The sequence below is a fragment of the Candidatus Eisenbacteria bacterium genome (assembly GCA_035712145.1).
In the GTDB taxonomy this organism is placed as follows: domain Bacteria; phylum Eisenbacteria; class RBG-16-71-46; order RBG-16-71-46; family RBG-16-71-46; genus DASTBI01.
Genome location: DASTBI010000187.1, coordinates 19,704 through 36,329, shown reverse-complemented (window position 1 = coordinate 36,329; position 16,626 = coordinate 19,704). Strand labels below are relative to the sequence as shown.

Here is a 16,626-nt window from a genome sequence, read left to right as displayed (position 1 = left end):
GCTAGGCGCTCGCCTGCTGGACGAACGAGGCCAGCGCCTCCGCCTCGGTCCCGTACTGCTCGAACAGCCGTTCCACGTGAAGCACGTTCAGCAGACTCTTCATGCGTCCCTGCGCGCCGCACAGCTTCATCACGCCACCCTGGGCCTCACACGCGCGATGCGCTTCGATCAGGATGCCGAGCGCCGTCGAGTTCATGGCGTGGCAGCTCGAAAGGTCGAGGAGCAGAAGCACGTTCCCGGCGGCCATCTCGTCGCCCAGAACCTGTTCGAGGGCATGGGTCTCGAGCCCGCCGAAGTAGTCGCCCGCGATCTCCAGGATCACGACGCCCGCTGATTCTCGTCTCTGGATTCTCATGACCCGCCTCCTTGGGGGAACCCGAGAGGGCCAAGGGGAAGTGCCTCTGGGAGTCCTACGCCTGATAGACACGCGAACCCCCGCAAGGTTGGCGGGTGTTCGCGAGACCTCCCCGGCTAGCGACCGACGCGGTCCAGCAAGGTCCCCAGTCGATCGAGTCCGCCTTCGATGGCCTCGAGCGTCACGCCGCCGACCGAGAGCCGGAACCATCCGTTCTCGCGCTCCAGCCCGAAGGCCTGGAAGGGGACGACGCCGAGGCCGGCGCCCTGGAGCAGCAGCCGGCGGATGTCGTCGTTGGTGCGGATCTCCCGCCCGTCGATCGAGCGCCCGAAGAGATCGAAGCGAGCCGAGAGGTAGAGGGTTCCTTCGGGCTCGATCGCTTCGACCGGAAGTCCCCGGTCTTTCATCCCCGAGAGCCCGCGATACAGACGGTCGAGACGCTCGCGCAGGCGACGGTGCATGTCCCGCCGAAAGCTCGCGAAGGCTTCGGCATCGTCGATGAATGCGGCCGTGGCCACCTGCTCCGCCTTGGGCGCCCAGGCCCCGACATGACCGAGCAGATCCGACATGCGCTGCGTCACCACCGGCGCGGCAACCGACCAACCCACCCGGAGCCCCGTGGCGGCCAGAGACTTCGAGATCGCGTCCAGCATCACCACGTAGGGGGCCGACTCGGGGACCAGCGCGGGCGGAGAGACCGGCTCCCAGCGGTCGAATTCCAGCGACCAGTAGACCTGGTCGAACATGAGGAAGACCGGACGCTCGGAGCGCTCTCGCCGGCGCTCGTTCTCGCTCACCAGGTCACGGGTGATCTCGGCCAGGACTTCGGGCTCGATCGCGGTTCCGGTCGGGTTGAGCGGCGTGTTGAGCGCCAGCAGACGGACCTTGGGCAGAAGCGCGCGCACCTGGGCCGGGGTGGGGTGAAAGCAGGACTCGCGCGTCACCTCGATCGGGATGCCCTGGGCCCCGGTCAGGTAGCAGTAGTGGTTGTTGTTCCACGACGGAACCGGGAACGCCACCGAGTCGCCGGGATCCACCAGAGCGCGATAGGTGGCATAGATCAGAGGACGAGCTCCGCTGGCCACCAGCACGGACTCGAGCGGATAGTCGAGCCCGAACTCGCGCTGATAGAAGCGCGCCACCGCCTGGCGCAGCTCGAGCACGCCGTTGCTCGGCGGATAGTTGGTGTGCCCATCGTCGAGCGCCTTCTGAACGCCGGTCACGAGCCGCCGGGGAGGAGGAAACTCCCGCGAATCGAAGTCGCCAACCGTCAGGTTGCACACCGGCTGGCCTTGCGCCATGAGCGCGCGGATCTCGGCCGCGATTCGCAGCACTTCCGATCCGATCAAGCCGCGTGCGAGGCGGGAGAGGCTCGCATCGTCGACAGGGTCCATCCGCAGCGCGTCCATTTGGGTCCTCTCCATGGGATCCTCCCGCGATGTGATGTCAGCTGCCCCGGGTCGCCGCCTTCCAGACCATGCCCACCACCGCGAGCAGCAACGAAGCCAAGAGTGTGGTCAACACGCCATCGACGCGGAAGCCGGGCACGATCAGCGCGGCAATCCACAGGCAGATGGCGTTGAGGACGAACAAGAAGAGGCCGAGCGTGATGATCGTGAAGGGCAGCGTGAGCACGAAAAGGATCGGCTTGACGATCGTGTTCACCGCCGCCAGCGCCACCGCCCCGAGGAACGCGGGCAGGAAGCCGTCGACCCGGAAGCCCGGCAGCAGATGCGACAAGCCGAGCATGACGACCGCCATCACGACGAAATAGAGGAGCAGACTCATGGGGAGCCCTCCAGAACCTCGAGACAGTTCTCGTAGCGCCCGAATGACGGCATCAGGTAGACGCCGTTCGCCATGGCCCTGCACTCGCCGAGGAGCGTGCGCGCCAGCTCGACGCCGACCCTTTGCCCCTCGTTGCCGGCCTCATGCATCCTCCCACGAATCCAATCCGGAACGGTAATACCGGGAACCTCGTTGTGCAGGAAGTCGGCGTGGCGGAAGGACTGGAGGGGCAGGATGCCGATCAGGATCGGCACCTGGGTGACCCCCCGGAGCCGGTCCACGAATCGTTTCCAGCAATCCAGCTCGTACACCGGCTGGGTCATCACGAAGTGAGGCTGGGCTTCCAGCTTGCGCTTGACGTACTCGATCTCGGCGTCCAGGTCGTCCGCCGTCGGGTTCACCCCGCAGCCGACCGCGAAGTTGGTGGCCGCCCCGATGGATGTCCCGGCAAGGTCAGTTCCCTGATTCATCCGGTGGATGATGCGCATCAAACCGGGCGCGTCCGTGTCGAATACGGCCGTCGCGTTCGGGTAGTCCCCCAGGCTCGGCGGGTCCCCGGTCAGGGCCAGGATGTTTCGCAGCCCCAGCGCATGGGCGCCCAGCAGGTCGCTTTGCAGGCCCATCAGGTTCCGGTCGCGGCAGGTGAAATGAAGGATGATCTCCAGTCGCGGGAAGTGCGTGTGGATCTGATAGGCGAGCGCCATCGCGCTCATCCGGATACGGGCCATCGGCGAGTCGGCGATGTTGACGCAGTCCACGCCTCGGTTCGCCATCAGGCGCGCGCCTTCCATGACCTTGGTGGTGTTGATCCCGCGCGGCGGATCGATCTCCACGCTCACCACGAACTTTTCCTGGAGCTTGGTGAGGAGCGAGGGCGTCTTCTGCGGGGCGGTCGGCGCCATCGTGGCGGGCGCCTGCTCGAGCACGCGCACCTCCGCTCCGGGCGCCAGCTTCTCGGCGGGAAGCCGGGATGCGAGCCGCTCGCGCATGGCCTGGATGTGAGCCGGTGTGGTTCCGCAGCAGCCGCCCACGAGGCGCACGCCGAGGTCCACCGCGCGCGCCGCGAACTCCGCGAAGTACTCAGGGCTCGTCATGTAGACGAATCGCCCGCCGACGTACTGAGGGAGACCCGCGTTCGGCATCGCCGAGACCGGCATGCCGTCGGCGGCGGCGATCATCTGTTCCAGCACTTCGAGCGTGGGCTGAGGACCCACGCCACAGTTGATGCCGACCACGTCCGCGCCGGCGTCTCGCAGCGTGCGGACCGCCAGCGCGGGCGTGTGTCCGTACATCGTCTTGCCGTCGGTGCCGAAGGTCATCTGCGCGATCACCGGCAGATCGAGGGTCACGCGCCGCACCGCACGCAGCGCCGCCATCACTTCGTTGAGGTCCTGGAAGGTCTCGAGGATGAAACACTCACAGCCGCCTTCGAGCAGCCCCTCGGCCACCGCCTGGAATGCGGCCTCCGCCTCCTCGACGGTGAGCGGGCCGAATGGCTCCAGCACTTTGCCCAGGGGTCCGACGCTGCCGGCCACGAAGGCCTCGACGCCCACGATCTCGCGCGCCGCGCGCGCGATCTTGACGCCCTGACGCGCGATGAGCCGCACCCGGTCTTCCAGACCGTGCGCCGCGAGCCGCAGGGCATTCGCGCCGAACGTGTTGGTCTCGATCAGCTCCGCGCCGGCGACCAGGTAGTCCCGATGCACGCCCTCGATGAGCGCCGCGCGGGAGAGGTTGAGCTCATCGAAACAGGTCTCGAAGCCGATCCCGCGCTGGTTGAGAAGCGTCCCCATGGCTCCATCGGCGAGCAGGGGACCCTTGGCGAGCCGGGCGAGCAGGGTGGATGGCATGGCGCGGCACTCTAAGAGCAACCCGACAGTGGTTCAAGCCGAGCACGTGCGCCGGCGGCCTCGATCGATGCCGCTCTGTTATAGTGACTGGCCGATGAGCCTCCGCGTATGGATCGCGTCGATCGCGAGCCTTCTCTTCGCCGCCGGTCCGGCGGTTTCCGCGCCCGTTCCCACGATGTCGCCCGACCAGCTCCAGGCGGGCCAGAAGGCGGTCGTGCGCACGGTGTTCTCCGGCCAGAAGGTGGAGGAGTTCGAGGCGGAGATCGTCGGCGTGCTCAAGACCGGTGACGTCCAGGGTGATCTGATCCTGGCCAAGGCGACCAGCGAGCGCGTGGTGAAGACGGGGATCGCGCAGGGCATGAGCGGCTCTCCGGTCTATGTGGACGGCAAGCTGGTCGGCGCTCTGTCGAGTGGCTGGAATTTCAGTCGCGAGCCCTTGTTCGGCGTCACGCCCATCGGCGAGATGCTCCAGGTGCTCCGCCTGCCGCGGCCCGAAGGCGGCGATGCCGGTACCGCTGGACCGAGCGGTCTGGAGCCGGCCTCCACGTCGGTGGCCACGTACCGGGGACTGAGCTGGGCGGGCGCTGCCCCGATCGCGCCGGCCGGAGCGACCTCGCCGGCGAACACCGGGGAGGCGGCGCTCGGCGCGCCGGTGGCGTTGTCGATTCCCGTGTCGTGCGTGGGCCTCGATCCCGCGGCCCTTCCCTTCGCCCAGAAGCTTCTCGCGCCGCTCGGGCTGGCGGCGGTGCCGGGTGGGAAGACCGGCGTGGCAAACACGGCGCGGCCTGCGCTCGAACCGGGCTCGGCGGTCGCGATCGATCTCCTGCGCGGCGACATGCAGCTCGCCGCCATCGGAACCGTGACGTGGCGAGACGGCGATCAGGTGCTGATCTTCGGACATCCGCTGTTCCAGTCCGGCGCGGTCAAGCTGCCGCTCTCGAGTGCGGAGATCACGACCATCGTGTCGAGTCAGCTGATCTCGTTCAAGCTCGGCAGCTCCGGCGCGCCGCTCGGCACGGCCACACAGGATCGCCGCGCGGCGGTGGCGGGACGGATGGGACCTGCGCCTCGCCTCATGCCGCTCGCCGTTCGACTCGAGGGCGCTGCCCTGCCGGCTCGCAACTACCGCTTCCAGAGCATCGAAGACCGCGCGCTGGCGCCGCAGATCGTCGCGCTGGCCAGTCTCAACAGCCTGCTGGAGAGCGGGGGCACGGGAGGCAACCAGACGGTGCGCTGGTCGCTGACACTCCATCGTCGCGGCGCGGCGCCGCTCTTCGTCAACGACATCGCCACCGGGGCATCGGCCACCAATGAGCTGGTCGCCGGGATCGCCCAGCCGCTCGCATTCCTCTACAACAATCCGTTCTCCACGCTGGCGCTCGACAGCGTGTCCGTTCGGCTCGCCGTGGAGCCGGGGCAGGATGCGTGGACCCTGCGTGGCGTCCAGCTGATGGACGCGGCGGTCCGGCCGGGCGCCGTGCTCAAGCTTCGCTGCGAGGTGGAGCGCTGGCGAGGCGAGCGGCGCACCATCGACCTGGAGATGAAGGTGCCCGAGGAAGTGCCCGAGGGGCGCTATGTGTTGTGGGCGGGAGGCGGCAATGAGCTCGACCGCCTCGAGTCCGCCAGGCTGCCGGGCCGATTCCGTCCTGCTTCGCTCGACGAAGCGTGGCGGCGGATCCAGAAGCTGCGCCCCGCGGACCAGCTCTACGTCCAGCTGCTGGCGAGAGCCCCGGAGGTCACGCGCCGCGGCCGGGACTATCCCGAGCTGCCGACCTCCGCGCTGGCGCTGCTCTCGAGCGGGCTCTCGGCCGAGGATGCGGTGCGGCGCGGGAGCCAGGCCGTGCTCGACGAACAGCAGAAGAAGCTCGACGGCCACGTGAGCGGTGAAGTGCAGCTCGAATTCACCGTGGACCCCCAAGCGCCCTAGCCCGGGGAGACCGATGAGGCGAACGCAGTGGAAGGTGACGATCGGGGCCGGCCTCCTTCTTCTGGCGGCAAGGGCCCACGCGGTCGAGACGCAGATGTGGATCACCGATGCTCCCGCGGATTACGCGAAGGCGGAAGCGAACGGTGTGGTGGTCGGCCCCGACGGCGTGCTGAGCCTGGGACCGCGGACGGCGTCGAGCCCCGCCGAGAGCCTCTCGGTGATCTGGGCGATCGCGGCGATGAGCGACGGCTCGGTGGCGATGGCGGGGGATGGCGGCCGCATCGACCGCTGGACCGAGCGCGGCGTCCGCCCATGGATCAAGCTCTCGGCCGGGCAGGTCCTCTCGCTCGTCGCCGACGGCGACGGTCTCGTGGCAGGGACCGGACCCGAGGGGCGGGTCTACCGCATCTCCGCCAAGGGCGACACCACGCTGCTCGCGCGGACGGGTGAGCGTTACGTCTGGGGCCTGGCAGCGGCCGGAAGCGGAGCCTGGTGGGCGGCGACCGGGACACGCGGCCGATTGATGAAGATCTCCGCGGGAAAAGCCACCACGGTGCTCGACAGCGACGAGAGCAACCTGGTCTCGATCGTCTCCGATGGCCGCGGCGGCTGCTACGCGGGCGGCGACTCCAAGGGACGCGTGGTGCACGTCTCCGCGAACGGCGACAGGAGCACCACCTATGACGCCGCCGAGGACGAAGTGCGCGCGCTCGCGCTCGGCGCCGACGGCGCCCTTTACGCGGCCGGCCTCACCGCGTCGGCCACCGCCACCACCAGCGAAGGCGCCGGCGACGAAGACGACGCGCCTGCGGCGGCGGCGCAGCGTCCGCAGCCGGTGCGGAGCGCCGTGACCGGCGGCCGTGCCACCGTCTATCGCATCGTCCCCGACAGCTCCGCGACCTCGATGTGGACTTCGCCGCACCCCTTCGTGTTCGCGTTGCTCGGTGCTCCTGAGGGCGTGTTCGCCGCCACCGGCAACCGGGCGACGGTCTTCCGCCTCGATGGCACCGCATTCGGCTCGCAATGGCTGAGCGCGCCCCAAGGACAGATCACCGCGCTGACCCGCGACCGCCGCGGACGGTTGTACGCGGCGACCTCGAATCCCGGCGCGCTGTGGCGGCTCGGCCCGGAGAAGGCCGATCGCGGCGAGCTCGTTGCGGCCGCTCAGGACGCGCGGCGCTTCGCCCGCTTCGGCCGCGTGCGCTGGCGAGGCGAGTCGCGCGGCGGCAAGATCGAGATCGAGACGCGCAGCGGCAACACCGACCCTCCGGACACGACGTGGAGCCCCTGGCGCACGGTCGGCGATCAGGGCTCGCGCTCGCCTGCGGCGCGCTACCTGCAATGGAAGATCACGATGGCCGGAGGCAATCCACGAGTCGATGCCGTCGAAGTGGCGTGGCGCGAGCAGAACGTCCCGCCGCGCGTCGAGGAGGTCACGGTCGCGCCGCAGGGCACCGGCTTCCGCGAGGGCGACCTCCAGCCGCGGTCCGAGCCCGTGACGCAGACCCTTCCCAGCGGACAGCGCGTCGAGTACTCGATGCCCGCGCCGCCGACCGGACGGCCGGTCAAGCTGCTGCCCGAGTGGGCGCGAGGGTTGCGCACGCTGCAATGGCGGGGCAGCGATCCCAATGGCGACGCGCTGATCTACCAGGTCGATCTGCGTTCGGAGAACGGCGAGACCTGGTCATCGATCGGCGAGGACGTGCAAGCGACCTCGTTCACTTGGGACACGCGCAACATCCCCGATGGCCGCTATCGCATCCGCATTCGCGCCAGCGACGCGCCGGCCAACGCCGTGGGCGAAGCGCTCCAGACGGAAGCGCTGAGCGAGCCGTTCACCATCGACAACACCCCCCCTCAGGTGACCGCGTTCGATGTGCGCGGCGAATCCCGGGCGGTGACGATGAGCGGGCGCGCGGAGGACGAGCACAGCATCCTGGTGCGCGTCGACGTCGCGGTCGACGAGGACGACTGGCGTGAGGTCACGCCTCAGGGCGGGCTCGCGGACGAGCGGTCGCTGGCCTTCCGTGCGCGACTGCCGGACCTCGACCCCGGCGAGCACACGGTGGCGGTCCGCGTGGTGGATCAGGCCGGCAATGGCGCGACCCAGGCCAAGCGCGTGACGGTCCCGCGCAACCGTTAGGTGCACGAGCGCCCTCGGCTCGAGCTGATCGAAGGCGGGGCGGCCCGCCCGCGGCAGCCCCGTGGACCGGCGCTCGAGCTGCTGGCGCTCGGAACCGGCGTCACGCTGGCGGCCGTGCTGCTGGCGCGGATGCCCTCGTGGCGCGCCGAGCTGGGCACCTTCCAGGCGCTGTTCGCCGCAGGGTTCGCGTTCTACGCGGTGGCGGTGTGGCGCAGCACGCGCGATGCGCCGCCGATCGCGCCCTCCGTGGTCCTCGCCGTCGCCCTCGCGGCGCGCGTGGCGCTGCTGCCCGTGACGCCGTCGCTTGCGGACGACATCTACCGCTCGGTATGGGAAGGACGTGTCCTGGCCGCGGGACACGACCCGTATCGGCTGAGTCCGCTGGCGCCGGAGCTCGAGTCCCTGCGCGACCAGACGGTGTTCCCGCGCATCGATCATCCCGAGCTCGCCTCGATCCGCCCGCCTCTCGCGCTGGCCGGCGAAGCACTCGTGGCCAGGATCTCGAGCACGATCTGGGCGATGAAGTCGTGGATCCTGCTCCATGATCTCGCGCTGGTGTGGCTGCTGGTCTTCTGGGTGCGCGGCCGTGGCGTGGATGCGACCGCCGCGATCGCCTATGCGTGGTGTCCGCTCGTGCTCACCGAATTCGCCGGTTCGGGTCATCACGATCCGACCGCGATGGTGTGGATGGTCGCGGCGCTCATGTACGCGGTGCGCCGGCCGATGTTCTCGGCCGTTGCCTTGTCGGTGGCCGCGCTGACCCATCTGCTGCCGATTCTCGCGCTGCCGTTCGTGTGGCGGAGCTGGACCTGGCGCGCGCGAATCGTGGCGTTGGTCGTGATCGGCCTCGGACTCGGCGTGTACTTCTTCGAGACACTCGGGTCGAGCTCGGGGCTCGCCGCTTCGACCCGCGTGTGGGCCAACAACGCGCTCCTGTTCCATTACCTCGCGGCATGGATCGGCGACCCGCTCAAGGCTCTTGGACTGGCCGCCGGTCTGGTGGCCGTGCTCGTGGTGTCGCTCACGTGGCGCCGCGTCGTAGCACCCGAGGCGACGCGCGCAGCGCTGCGCGGCGCATGGATCGCATCGCCGGTCGCTCACCCCTGGTCATTCGGCTGGGCGATGGTGCTGGAGCCGCTCGGCCGCTCACCGGGATGGGTGCTGCTTTCGCTGACCTGCATCCTGGCGTACGGTCTGTTCGCGCCACTCGCCGAAGGCGAAGGCCTCTCGCTCGGCGGGCGCTGGATCGAGTACGGCATCCCGCTCACGGTCGCGGCGATCTTCGCCATCGTGCGCCGCCGCCGCCAGAGGCGTGCGACCGCGGATCGCCGACGCGCACGCCGCTAGGAGACCCGATGTTCCACGCCTGGCTCGAGACGATGCGGCAGAAGGTCTCGGGAGAGCGCGCGCTGTCGGCGGTGGAGGCCCTGACACGCTTCCATCGGCTGCAGGCGAGCCCCGGTCTCGACCAGGCGGCCGACTGGCTGGCGGGCGAGCTCGAGCGCGCGGGACTGCGGGTCGAGATCGATCGCGTCCCGGCCGACGGCCGAACGCGTTTCCTCGGTCAGGTGATGCCGCAAGGCTGGGCCTGCGAGCGCGCATGGGCCGACCTGCTCGCCGGCGGGAGTCGCGAGCGCCTGTGCGACGTGGTCGCGGAGCCGCTGTCGATCGTCCAGCGCAGCGCACCGGCGCGCGGCCGGTTTCGGCTGGTCGAAGTCGGCGAGGGCACCGAGGAAGAGCACTACGCCGGCCGCGAACTCCGGGGGTGCGTGGTGCTGGCCGGCGGAGACGTCCATCGCGTTCTGGATCTCGCGGTGCTGCGTCGCCAGGCCGCGGGAATACTCACCGACACGCGCCGCCTTCTGCATCCGGTGCGAACGCGCGACGACGAGACCGATGCGCTCAACTACACCTCGTTCTGGTGGGCGGGCGACGAGCCACGCGGCTGGGGCTTCGTGGTCACGCCGCGCGCCGCAGACGCGCTGCGGGCGCGGCTGAGGCGCGGGGAATCGCTCGAGCTCGACGTCGAAATCGACGCGCGCGCGTTCGACGGAAGCCTCCCTCTCTTGTCAGGCCTTCTTTCGGGCGACCCGAGGCCCGAGGTGGTGCTGGTCTCGCATCTGTGCCATCCAAAGCCATCCGCCAACGACAACGCCTCGGGCGCCGCCGCCAATCTGGAGGTGGCGCGGGTCCTCGCCGCCGAGACCCGCGGCGGGCGACCGCTCGGACGGCCGCTGCGGTTCTTGTGGGTTCCAGAGCTGACCGGCACGTACGCGTTCTTCGCCCGAAGGCCCGAGCACGGGGCGGACATCGCCGCGGCGCTCAACCTCGACATGGTGGGAGAGAATCAGCAGCTCTGCGGCAGCACGTTCCTGCTCGAGCATCCTCCGGTGTGGTCGGCCTCGTTCGCCGAGACGTTGCTGGCCAGGATCCGGAGCAAGGCCGTGGACTGGGTGCCGTCGTATTCGGGGCCCGGGCACTATTCGATGACTCGGATGGCCGAGGTCCCATTCGGCGGCGGCAGCGATCATGCCGTCTTCGTCGATCCCGGAATCGGCGTGCCCTGTCCGATGCTGATCCAATGGCCGGATCGCTTCTACCATTCCTCGCATGACACGCCGGACAAGACCGACCCAGGCTCGCTCGCGCTCGCGGCCCGCTGCGCCGGCGCTTATGTCGCCACGCTGGCGAGCGCGGACACGCTCCAGCCAACCTGGATTCTCGAGCAGGTCGAGCGTCACGCGCGCGTCCGGGTCCTGGAGGCGATCGATCACGCGGACGCGGAGCGCGCCGTCGCGCGCGAGGCGCTGCGAGGATCTCATGCGCTGTCGAGCCTGGCTCGGCTGGAAGTGCCGGCGCCACGAATCGAAAAGGCACGGCGCGAGTTTCGCGAATTCGTGCAGCAGGAGGCTGGCTCGTTTCAAGCATGGCGGGAGCCGCAAATCGTCAAGGACTCCCGAAGGCCGCGGCGCGTGATCACCGCTCCGCTCGGATTCCCGCGCCGCCTGATCGAAGGATGGGGCGAGCTTCCGCTGGAGCTGCGCGACGCATGGCGACGCCGCGAGCTCGAGATCGAGAACGCGCCGCTCGTGTCGGAGCTGGCCTGGCTCGCGTGCGACGGCCGGCGCACGATCACCGAGATCGAGCACCTGGTGTGGCTGGAGACGGGATGGAGCACTCCCGGCCATCTCGCGGCGTGGTTCGAGCTCACCGAGAGGCTCGGACTCTCGGATTGGATCCCGGAGGAGGAGGCCGCATGGAGTCCCAGCGCACCCGATATGGCTGGGCGCTGAAGATCGAGCCCGGCGAGGAGATCTTCGCCACGATCCAGTCGTTCGCGAAGTCGGCGGGCCTGCGCGCCGGAGCGATCACGGCCATCGGCGCCGTGGGGGATACGGAGCTCGGCTTCTTCGTGCCGGCTTCGAAAACCTACGTGCGAAGGACGTTCGAAGGCGATCACGAGATCCTCGCGCTCACCGGAAATCTCAGCGAGCTGGAGGGCCAGCCGTTCCCGCATTGCCATCTGATCCTGGCCGGCGAGGACTTCGTCGCTTACGGGGGTCATCTCTTCCGCGCCGTGGTGACCGTGACCTGCGAGGTGCAGATCGTCACCGATCCCGGAAGGCTGCTGCGCGTCACGAGACCCGATCTCGGATTCAATCCGCTGCAGCTCGGGGATCGATCGTAGACAGAGAAGAGCCGGGCCCTGGTGGACCCGGCTCCTCCGCACCACGAGGCGAGGTTCTACTTGTTGTCGCCCTTCGCTTCCGCCGACGTGGTCTTGTTCTCGTCGGGCTTCTGCGCCGCCTCTGCCGGCTTCTCCCACTTCGACAGCGGCTCCAGCGTCGCTTTGACGATGAGCGCTTTCTTGCCCGGGTTGGGACCTGCCGCGCCGCGCGGCGTCGAGGGATCCGCGCCCAGCGCGACGATGCGATCCACGGCATCCATCCCCGAGATCACCTGACCGAACACGGTGTAGCCGCCGGCGTCGAGGCTCGGCTGGTCCTTCACGTCGATGAAGAACTGGCTGCCGCTGGACGCGCGGCTGGGATTGGCCTGGTCGCCGATACGGGCCGTGGCCACGGCGCCGCGCACGTGGGGCAGCTTGATCTCCGCCGCCACCGTGTACCCCGGTCCGCCCTGTCCGTCGTTGTTGGGGTCGGCGTCCTTGGTGTTGGGGTCGCCGCCCTGGATCATGAAGCCTGGGATCACGCGGTGGAAGTAGGTGCCGTCGTAGAACTTCTCTCGCACCAGCTTCTTGAAGTTCGCGGTGGTCTTCGGAGCGTCCTTGTCGTCCAGCTTGATGACGATGACCCCCAGCGACGTCTCGAGGACGGCCACTTGCGGCCCACTCGTGGCCTGGGCGGCGGCGGCCTTGGACGCCTTCTTGGGGGCGGAAGGGGCTTTCGTTTCAGCGGCTTGAGCGCCGATGGCCGTCGCGATCAGCAACGCCAGGGCGGTGACGAATCGATGCATCGTGTTCTCCTCTCGTGGGTGCGTCGCGCCGATCCTGGCGCGAGGCGGCGAAGTCTACAGGACATTCGGACTCCAGTTCACGATCGAACTTGGTATACTCCCCGGTCGCTTCGGGCCGCGGGTGGGTCATCGAGTCGTCAAGGGGATACCAGAAGCGCCGCGACGCCCCATTGTCGACCCGTGCGGCCTCGATCCCGTCGATGCGAGTAGTACCAACGAGGCTCACAGGCGGTGCACGCGCCCGTGTCGAAGATCCCGTGATCGTCGACCCCAGCGTCGAGCAGCCGCTTCCGAGCGGCTCGTGGAAGGCTCAATCGAATCTCGCCATCGTGCTCGCGCAAGGACTCGCGCGGAAACTGGCGAGCCACTTCAGGACCAACGACATAACAGCACTCTCGAATGCACGGACCGAGATGGACGCGGACATGCTCGGCCTCGAGTTCCGCGCCACCGCACAGACTTCCGAGCGTGGACTCGATGATTCCGCTTGCCAAGCCACGCCACCCGGCGTGGGCCGCCGCCACGGCGCGATCCGACGTGAACAGAATGGGGAGACAATCGGCAGCGGAGACGGCGAGCACGAGCCCCGGGGTGCGTGTCCACACGCCGTCACACTCGGCCACGGCGCCGGGACGGACGACCTCGAGCGCGCGCGCGCCGTGGACCTGCGAGGGCGTCGCCAGGGCGAAGGCACCGAGCCCCAGCGATGCGAGCAGACGGCGGCGGTTCTCCTCGACGGATTCGGGCCGGTCCTCGGTCGAGCGTCCGAGATTCAACGAGTCATACGGGGGATCGCTGACTCCGCCGCGGCGGGTCGAGAAGGCGACACGGGCGTGAGACGGCTCGGCGTCCAGGCGCCAGGCCGGCACGGCAGAACGAGCATCCAGCGTCCACACGGGCGCGCAACGTAGGCAACACGGCCGAGGGCGGTCAAGGCTCGGCCCGATCGAAACCACAGGAGCACACGTGAGGAATCGGAATCGACTGGGGAGCACCGCGGCGATCCTCGCCGTCATCGGTGCGGCATGGTTCGGGGTTCTGGCTTTCGCGCAAACTGCGCCCAAACCCGCGGCGAAGCCCACGAAGCCGAGCGAGCCCGCCGTGGCCGTCGTCGGCGGCCGCCGCATCACGCGCGCCGCCTTCGAGCAGCGGGTCCGGGAAGCGGAAGAAGGCTATCGCCAGCGCTCCAACACCCCGATCCCCGCCAACTACCGGCCGACCATGCGGCGCCAGGTGCTCGAAGGCATGATCCGCGAGCAGCTCCTGATCCTCGAAGCCAGGCGCCGTGGAATGGGACTCACCGACGCCCAGGCCGAGGAAGAGCTGAAGAAGGACGCATACTTCCAGCGCGGCGGGGTGTTCGACGAAGCCAAGTTCGTGACGATCAAGAACACCCAGCCCGCGGAATTCCGGGCGGCCCTCGCCACCATCCAGAATCAGCTCCCCGCCGTTCGCCTCAAGGAGCAGCTCGAGCGCGAGAACTCGCCCAACACCGCCGACGTCAAAGCGGAGATCGAGCGCGAGCTGAGCCAGGTGACCATCGACTTCCTGGCGCTGCGTCGCAGCGCCTTTTCGGCGTACAGCCCCGAGCCGAGCGAGCGCGAGGTCCTCGACTACTATCGCGCCCACGCTTCCGAATTTCCGCGTCCCGAGCAGGTCGTGCTCACCATCCTGTCGGTTCAGCAGCCGCCCCTCGATCCATCCCAGGCCGGCGTCCCGGGAGCGCTCCAGACGTGGGAAGCGCGCATGAAGGAACGCGCCGACAGCTTGCTCGCCGGGCTCAGGAAGGGAGGCCGTCTCGAGGATCTGGCGCCCCGCTTCGGCGAGCTCTCGAAGGGCGTCGAAGCGAGCCGGGACAAGATGCCGGCCATGTGGCGCGGAACGTCGCGCGTGCAACAGTCGTTGTTCTCGACCCAGGTCGGAAACCATCTCAACGAGTCCGTTCCCGGAACCCACGGCTTCCTGCTGGTGCGAGTGGATCAGAAGCGTCCGCCACACACGGCGTCGCTCAAAGAGGTCGCGGTCGTGATCCGCGACCGGCTGCGTGCCGGGGCGCTCGCGCGGAAGGATCAGGAGGAGCTCGACCAGATCTACGCCTCGGTCAAGGACGGCCTGCGGGGTCCCGCGTACAAGATCCGATATGCGGTGGCTGATACCAGCGTCTTTCCCATCAAGGAGCCGACTTCCGCGGAGATCGATCGTTATTACCGAGGGCACCTCGCGGACTACTCCTACTTCGACGCCAAGACCAGCTCGGTGGGGTCCAAGCCGCTTTCCGAAGTGCGCGACGACGTGCGACGGCGTCTGATTCGGGAGCGCAGGGTGGGCGCGGCGCGCACCGCGGCCGATCAGCTGCTGGCGTCGTGGAAGGCCGGCAAGCGGGACTCGAAGCTCGAGCGCGCCATGACGATGGTGCGCGACGTCGGTCCCATCCCGGCGGGCGGCGTGGTGGACACCGGCGCCGCCGGCTCGGCGCTGACCGATTCGCTGGCATCGCGCCCCGGGCTGGGCATCGCCACGATCCGAAGCAGCCGCGGACCGGTGGTCTATCACGCGTACTCCGAGATCAAGGACTACACGCCGTCTCGCGCCGAGGCTCGCCCCATCCTGGAGGCTCGCCGCGAGCCGATGCGCACGCGGCAGGAAGAAGCCGGCGGGCGACGGCTCTTCGACGAGAATCCTGGCCGGTTCCGCGCGTCCAATGTCCTGCGGTTCTCACGGCTCATGGTCAACCTGCCGGAGGCGCTCAACGTCCCGCTCACGCGGGAGGAAGTCGACCGCCATTACCGCAGCCACATCACCGAGTACGGCGCTCCGGAGCTGATCCGCGTGCGCCACATCCTGCTCGTCCCCAAGGACGGCTCACCGGCGGCCGATGCCGAGGCGCGCGCGCGCGCCGACGACGTGATGCGCCGGCTCAAGTCCGGAGAGTCCTTCGCAGACCTGGCGAAGAAGTTCTCCGATGACGAAGGCTCGCGGGACAAGGGCGGCGAGCTGGGCGTCTACGGGCACGGGATGATGCTGGAAGATTTCGAGCACGAGACGTTCAGCATGCGTCCAGGAGACCTCAAGGGCCCGGTGAAGACGCAGATCGGCTATCACGTGATCGAGTGCCTCGAACACGCGCCGGCCGAGACCACGCCGCTGCGCTACGCCTATTCCACGGTGGCCGCGGACGCCGCCCTGGAGAAGGCGGATCGGATCGGACGGATGCGGGCCGACAGCCTGCGCCGGGCGATCAAATCGCCGTACCACGCGCACCGCGCGGCGCGTGCGATGTCTTACAGCGTCTTTCAGAACGACCACGTCATCGGCGCCCGGGCGGGGGCGGATTATCTCGAGGATTATTTCCGCCGCATCGAGAAGCTCAAGCCGCGCCAATTCGACGACCGCGTGCAGGAGTATCGAGGGATGGGTTACGCGGTGACCTGGGTGGACTCCATCATGTCGCAGAGCAAGCCGCGCTGGGAGGACGTGCGCGAACAGGCGATCGATCTCTATCGTCGTGAGCGCGACTACGCGATCCTGCTGCGCAAGCGAGCCGAGCTGGACTCGCTGCTCCGCGCGGGCTGGACCTTCGACAGCCTGTCCACGCTCTACGGTGGAATGGAGACCCATGGGCCGCGCGGTCCAGGCTCCGGCCTCGAGCGGCTGGCCGGCCGAGAGCTGCTCGACTCCCTGGCCTTCGGAACCCACAAGACGCCACCCGTCCTCCAGGTCGGCAAGCCTACGGGATGGGTGGAGTTCCCAGCGGGTCTCGTGATGATGCGGCTCACCGAGCGCAGGACGGGCGATCCGGTGCAGATCGCCTCGAGGCTCGAGAACGAAACCCGCGGACGCCTCGAGGCCAGGCTGCGGAAGGTTTACGACAAGATGAGTGACCGCTACAAAGTCGAGATCCTCGACCAGGATCTGAAGCTCACCGAGCTGCCGGAGATGCCGGGCTCGTAACGTCGCTCGTTCCGCACGACGTCGATCCGGCGCAACGTGCATTTTGCGCGGCGCCGGGTCACTTACCCCTCGTCTTTGGCGACGCCTTCGCGAAGCCGCCGATGGTATGTTCCCTGCCTACTCCTCGGACCTCGTT

Annotated in this window: 12 protein-coding genes; 6 read left to right on the top strand and 6 right to left on the bottom strand. The window is 68.7% G+C overall.

From position 1 onward, the window contains the following. Position 1: 1 nt before the first annotated feature. The 4 genes from VFQ05_13035 to VFQ05_13020 form a co-directional block, all read right to left on the bottom strand. A complete protein-coding gene (locus VFQ05_13035) occupies positions 2-355 on the bottom strand; it encodes an STAS domain-containing protein (GenBank protein ID HET9327683.1) in 354 nt (117 codons plus the stop codon). A 116-nt stretch (positions 356-471) separates the two neighbouring features. After that, the gene (locus VFQ05_13030) at positions 472-1,779 is read right to left on the bottom strand and encodes an aminotransferase class I/II-fold pyridoxal phosphate-dependent enzyme (protein HET9327682.1); all 1,308 of its coding nucleotides are present in this window, start codon (positions 1,777-1,779) and stop codon (positions 472-474) included. A gap of 22 nt (positions 1,780-1,801) precedes the next feature. Next, the gene (locus tag VFQ05_13025) at positions 1,802-2,143 is read right to left on the bottom strand and encodes a phage holin family protein (protein HET9327681.1); all 342 of its coding nucleotides are present in this window, start codon (positions 2,141-2,143) and stop codon (positions 1,802-1,804) included. Further along, the gene (locus VFQ05_13020) at positions 2,140-3,993 is read right to left on the bottom strand and encodes a bifunctional homocysteine S-methyltransferase/methylenetetrahydrofolate reductase (protein ID HET9327680.1); all 1,854 of its coding nucleotides are present in this window, start codon (positions 3,991-3,993) and stop codon (positions 2,140-2,142) included. The genes VFQ05_13025 and VFQ05_13020 overlap by 4 nt, the downstream gene beginning before the upstream one ends. Before the next feature lie 94 nt (positions 3,994-4,087). Between VFQ05_13020 and VFQ05_13015 the strand changes: the two genes are divergently transcribed. From VFQ05_13015 to VFQ05_12995, 5 genes are read left to right on the top strand one after another with little or no spacing between them, the layout of a single operon-like run. Further along, the gene (locus tag VFQ05_13015; protein ID HET9327679.1) at positions 4,088-5,920 is read left to right on the top strand and encodes a SpoIVB peptidase S55 domain-containing protein; all 1,833 of its coding nucleotides are present in this window, start codon (positions 4,088-4,090) and stop codon (positions 5,918-5,920) included. 13 nt (positions 5,921-5,933) lie between these two features. Then, positions 5,934-8,063 (top strand): hypothetical protein, encoded by a 2,130-nt coding sequence (locus VFQ05_13010; GenBank protein ID HET9327678.1) that lies wholly within the window; start codon positions 5,934-5,936, stop codon positions 8,061-8,063. After that, positions 8,064-9,410 (top strand): hypothetical protein, encoded by a 1,347-nt coding sequence (locus tag VFQ05_13005; GenBank protein HET9327677.1) that lies wholly within the window; start codon positions 8,064-8,066, stop codon positions 9,408-9,410. Between the two features lie 8 nt (positions 9,411-9,418). Then, a complete protein-coding gene (locus VFQ05_13000; GenBank protein ID HET9327676.1) occupies positions 9,419-11,356 on the top strand; it encodes a DUF4910 domain-containing protein in 1,938 nt (645 codons plus the stop codon). Next, positions 11,320-11,751, top strand: coding sequence for a PPC domain-containing DNA-binding protein (locus VFQ05_12995; GenBank protein ID HET9327675.1), 432 nt, complete (start codon positions 11,320-11,322; stop codon positions 11,749-11,751). The genes VFQ05_13000 and VFQ05_12995 overlap by 37 nt, the downstream gene beginning before the upstream one ends. A gap of 56 nt (positions 11,752-11,807) precedes the next feature. Here VFQ05_12995 and VFQ05_12990 read toward each other — a convergent pair whose 3' ends face one another. Both VFQ05_12990 and pgeF read right to left on the bottom strand, forming a co-directional pair. Continuing rightward, a complete protein-coding gene (locus tag VFQ05_12990; protein HET9327674.1) occupies positions 11,808-12,539 on the bottom strand; it encodes a peptidylprolyl isomerase in 732 nt (243 codons plus the stop codon). 137 nt (positions 12,540-12,676) lie between these two features. Then, on the bottom strand, positions 12,677-13,408 hold the full coding sequence (gene pgeF, locus VFQ05_12985; GenBank protein HET9327673.1) for a peptidoglycan editing factor PgeF: 732 nt from the start codon (positions 13,406-13,408) through the stop codon (positions 12,677-12,679). 97 nt (positions 13,409-13,505) lie between these two features. On the opposite strand from pgeF, the gene VFQ05_12980 reads away from it, so the two are divergent. Beyond that, positions 13,506-16,490: a peptidylprolyl isomerase gene (locus VFQ05_12980; GenBank protein ID HET9327672.1), complete on the top strand. Its 2,985-nt coding sequence runs from the start codon at positions 13,506-13,508 to the stop codon at positions 16,488-16,490. Positions 16,491-16,626: the final 136 nt, after the last annotated feature.

What these genes read in the sequence shown, in the direction of transcription:
- VFQ05_13035 (HET9327683.1), bottom strand. Translation starts at nt 355, where the DNA reads ATGAGAATCCAGAGACGAGAATCAGCGGGCGTCGTGATCCTGGAGATC.
- VFQ05_13030 (HET9327682.1), bottom strand. Translation starts at nt 1,779, where the DNA reads ATGGAGAGGACCCAAATGGACGCGCTGCGGATGGACCCTGTCGACGAT.
- VFQ05_13025 (HET9327681.1), bottom strand. Translation starts at nt 2,143, where the DNA reads ATGAGTCTGCTCCTCTATTTCGTCGTGATGGCGGTCGTCATGCTCGGC.
- VFQ05_13020 (HET9327680.1), bottom strand. Translation starts at nt 3,993, where the DNA reads ATGCCATCCACCCTGCTCGCCCGGCTCGCCAAGGGTCCCCTGCTCGCC.
- VFQ05_13015 (HET9327679.1), top strand. Translation starts at nt 4,088, where the DNA reads ATGAGCCTCCGCGTATGGATCGCGTCGATCGCGAGCCTTCTCTTCGCC.
- VFQ05_13010 (HET9327678.1), top strand. Translation starts at nt 5,934, where the DNA reads ATGAGGCGAACGCAGTGGAAGGTGACGATCGGGGCCGGCCTCCTTCTT.
- VFQ05_13000 (HET9327676.1), top strand. Translation starts at nt 9,419, where the DNA reads ATGTTCCACGCCTGGCTCGAGACGATGCGGCAGAAGGTCTCGGGAGAG.
- VFQ05_12995 (HET9327675.1), top strand. Translation starts at nt 11,320, where the DNA reads ATGGAGTCCCAGCGCACCCGATATGGCTGGGCGCTGAAGATCGAGCCC.
- VFQ05_12990 (HET9327674.1), bottom strand. Translation starts at nt 12,539, where the DNA reads ATGCATCGATTCGTCACCGCCCTGGCGTTGCTGATCGCGACGGCCATC.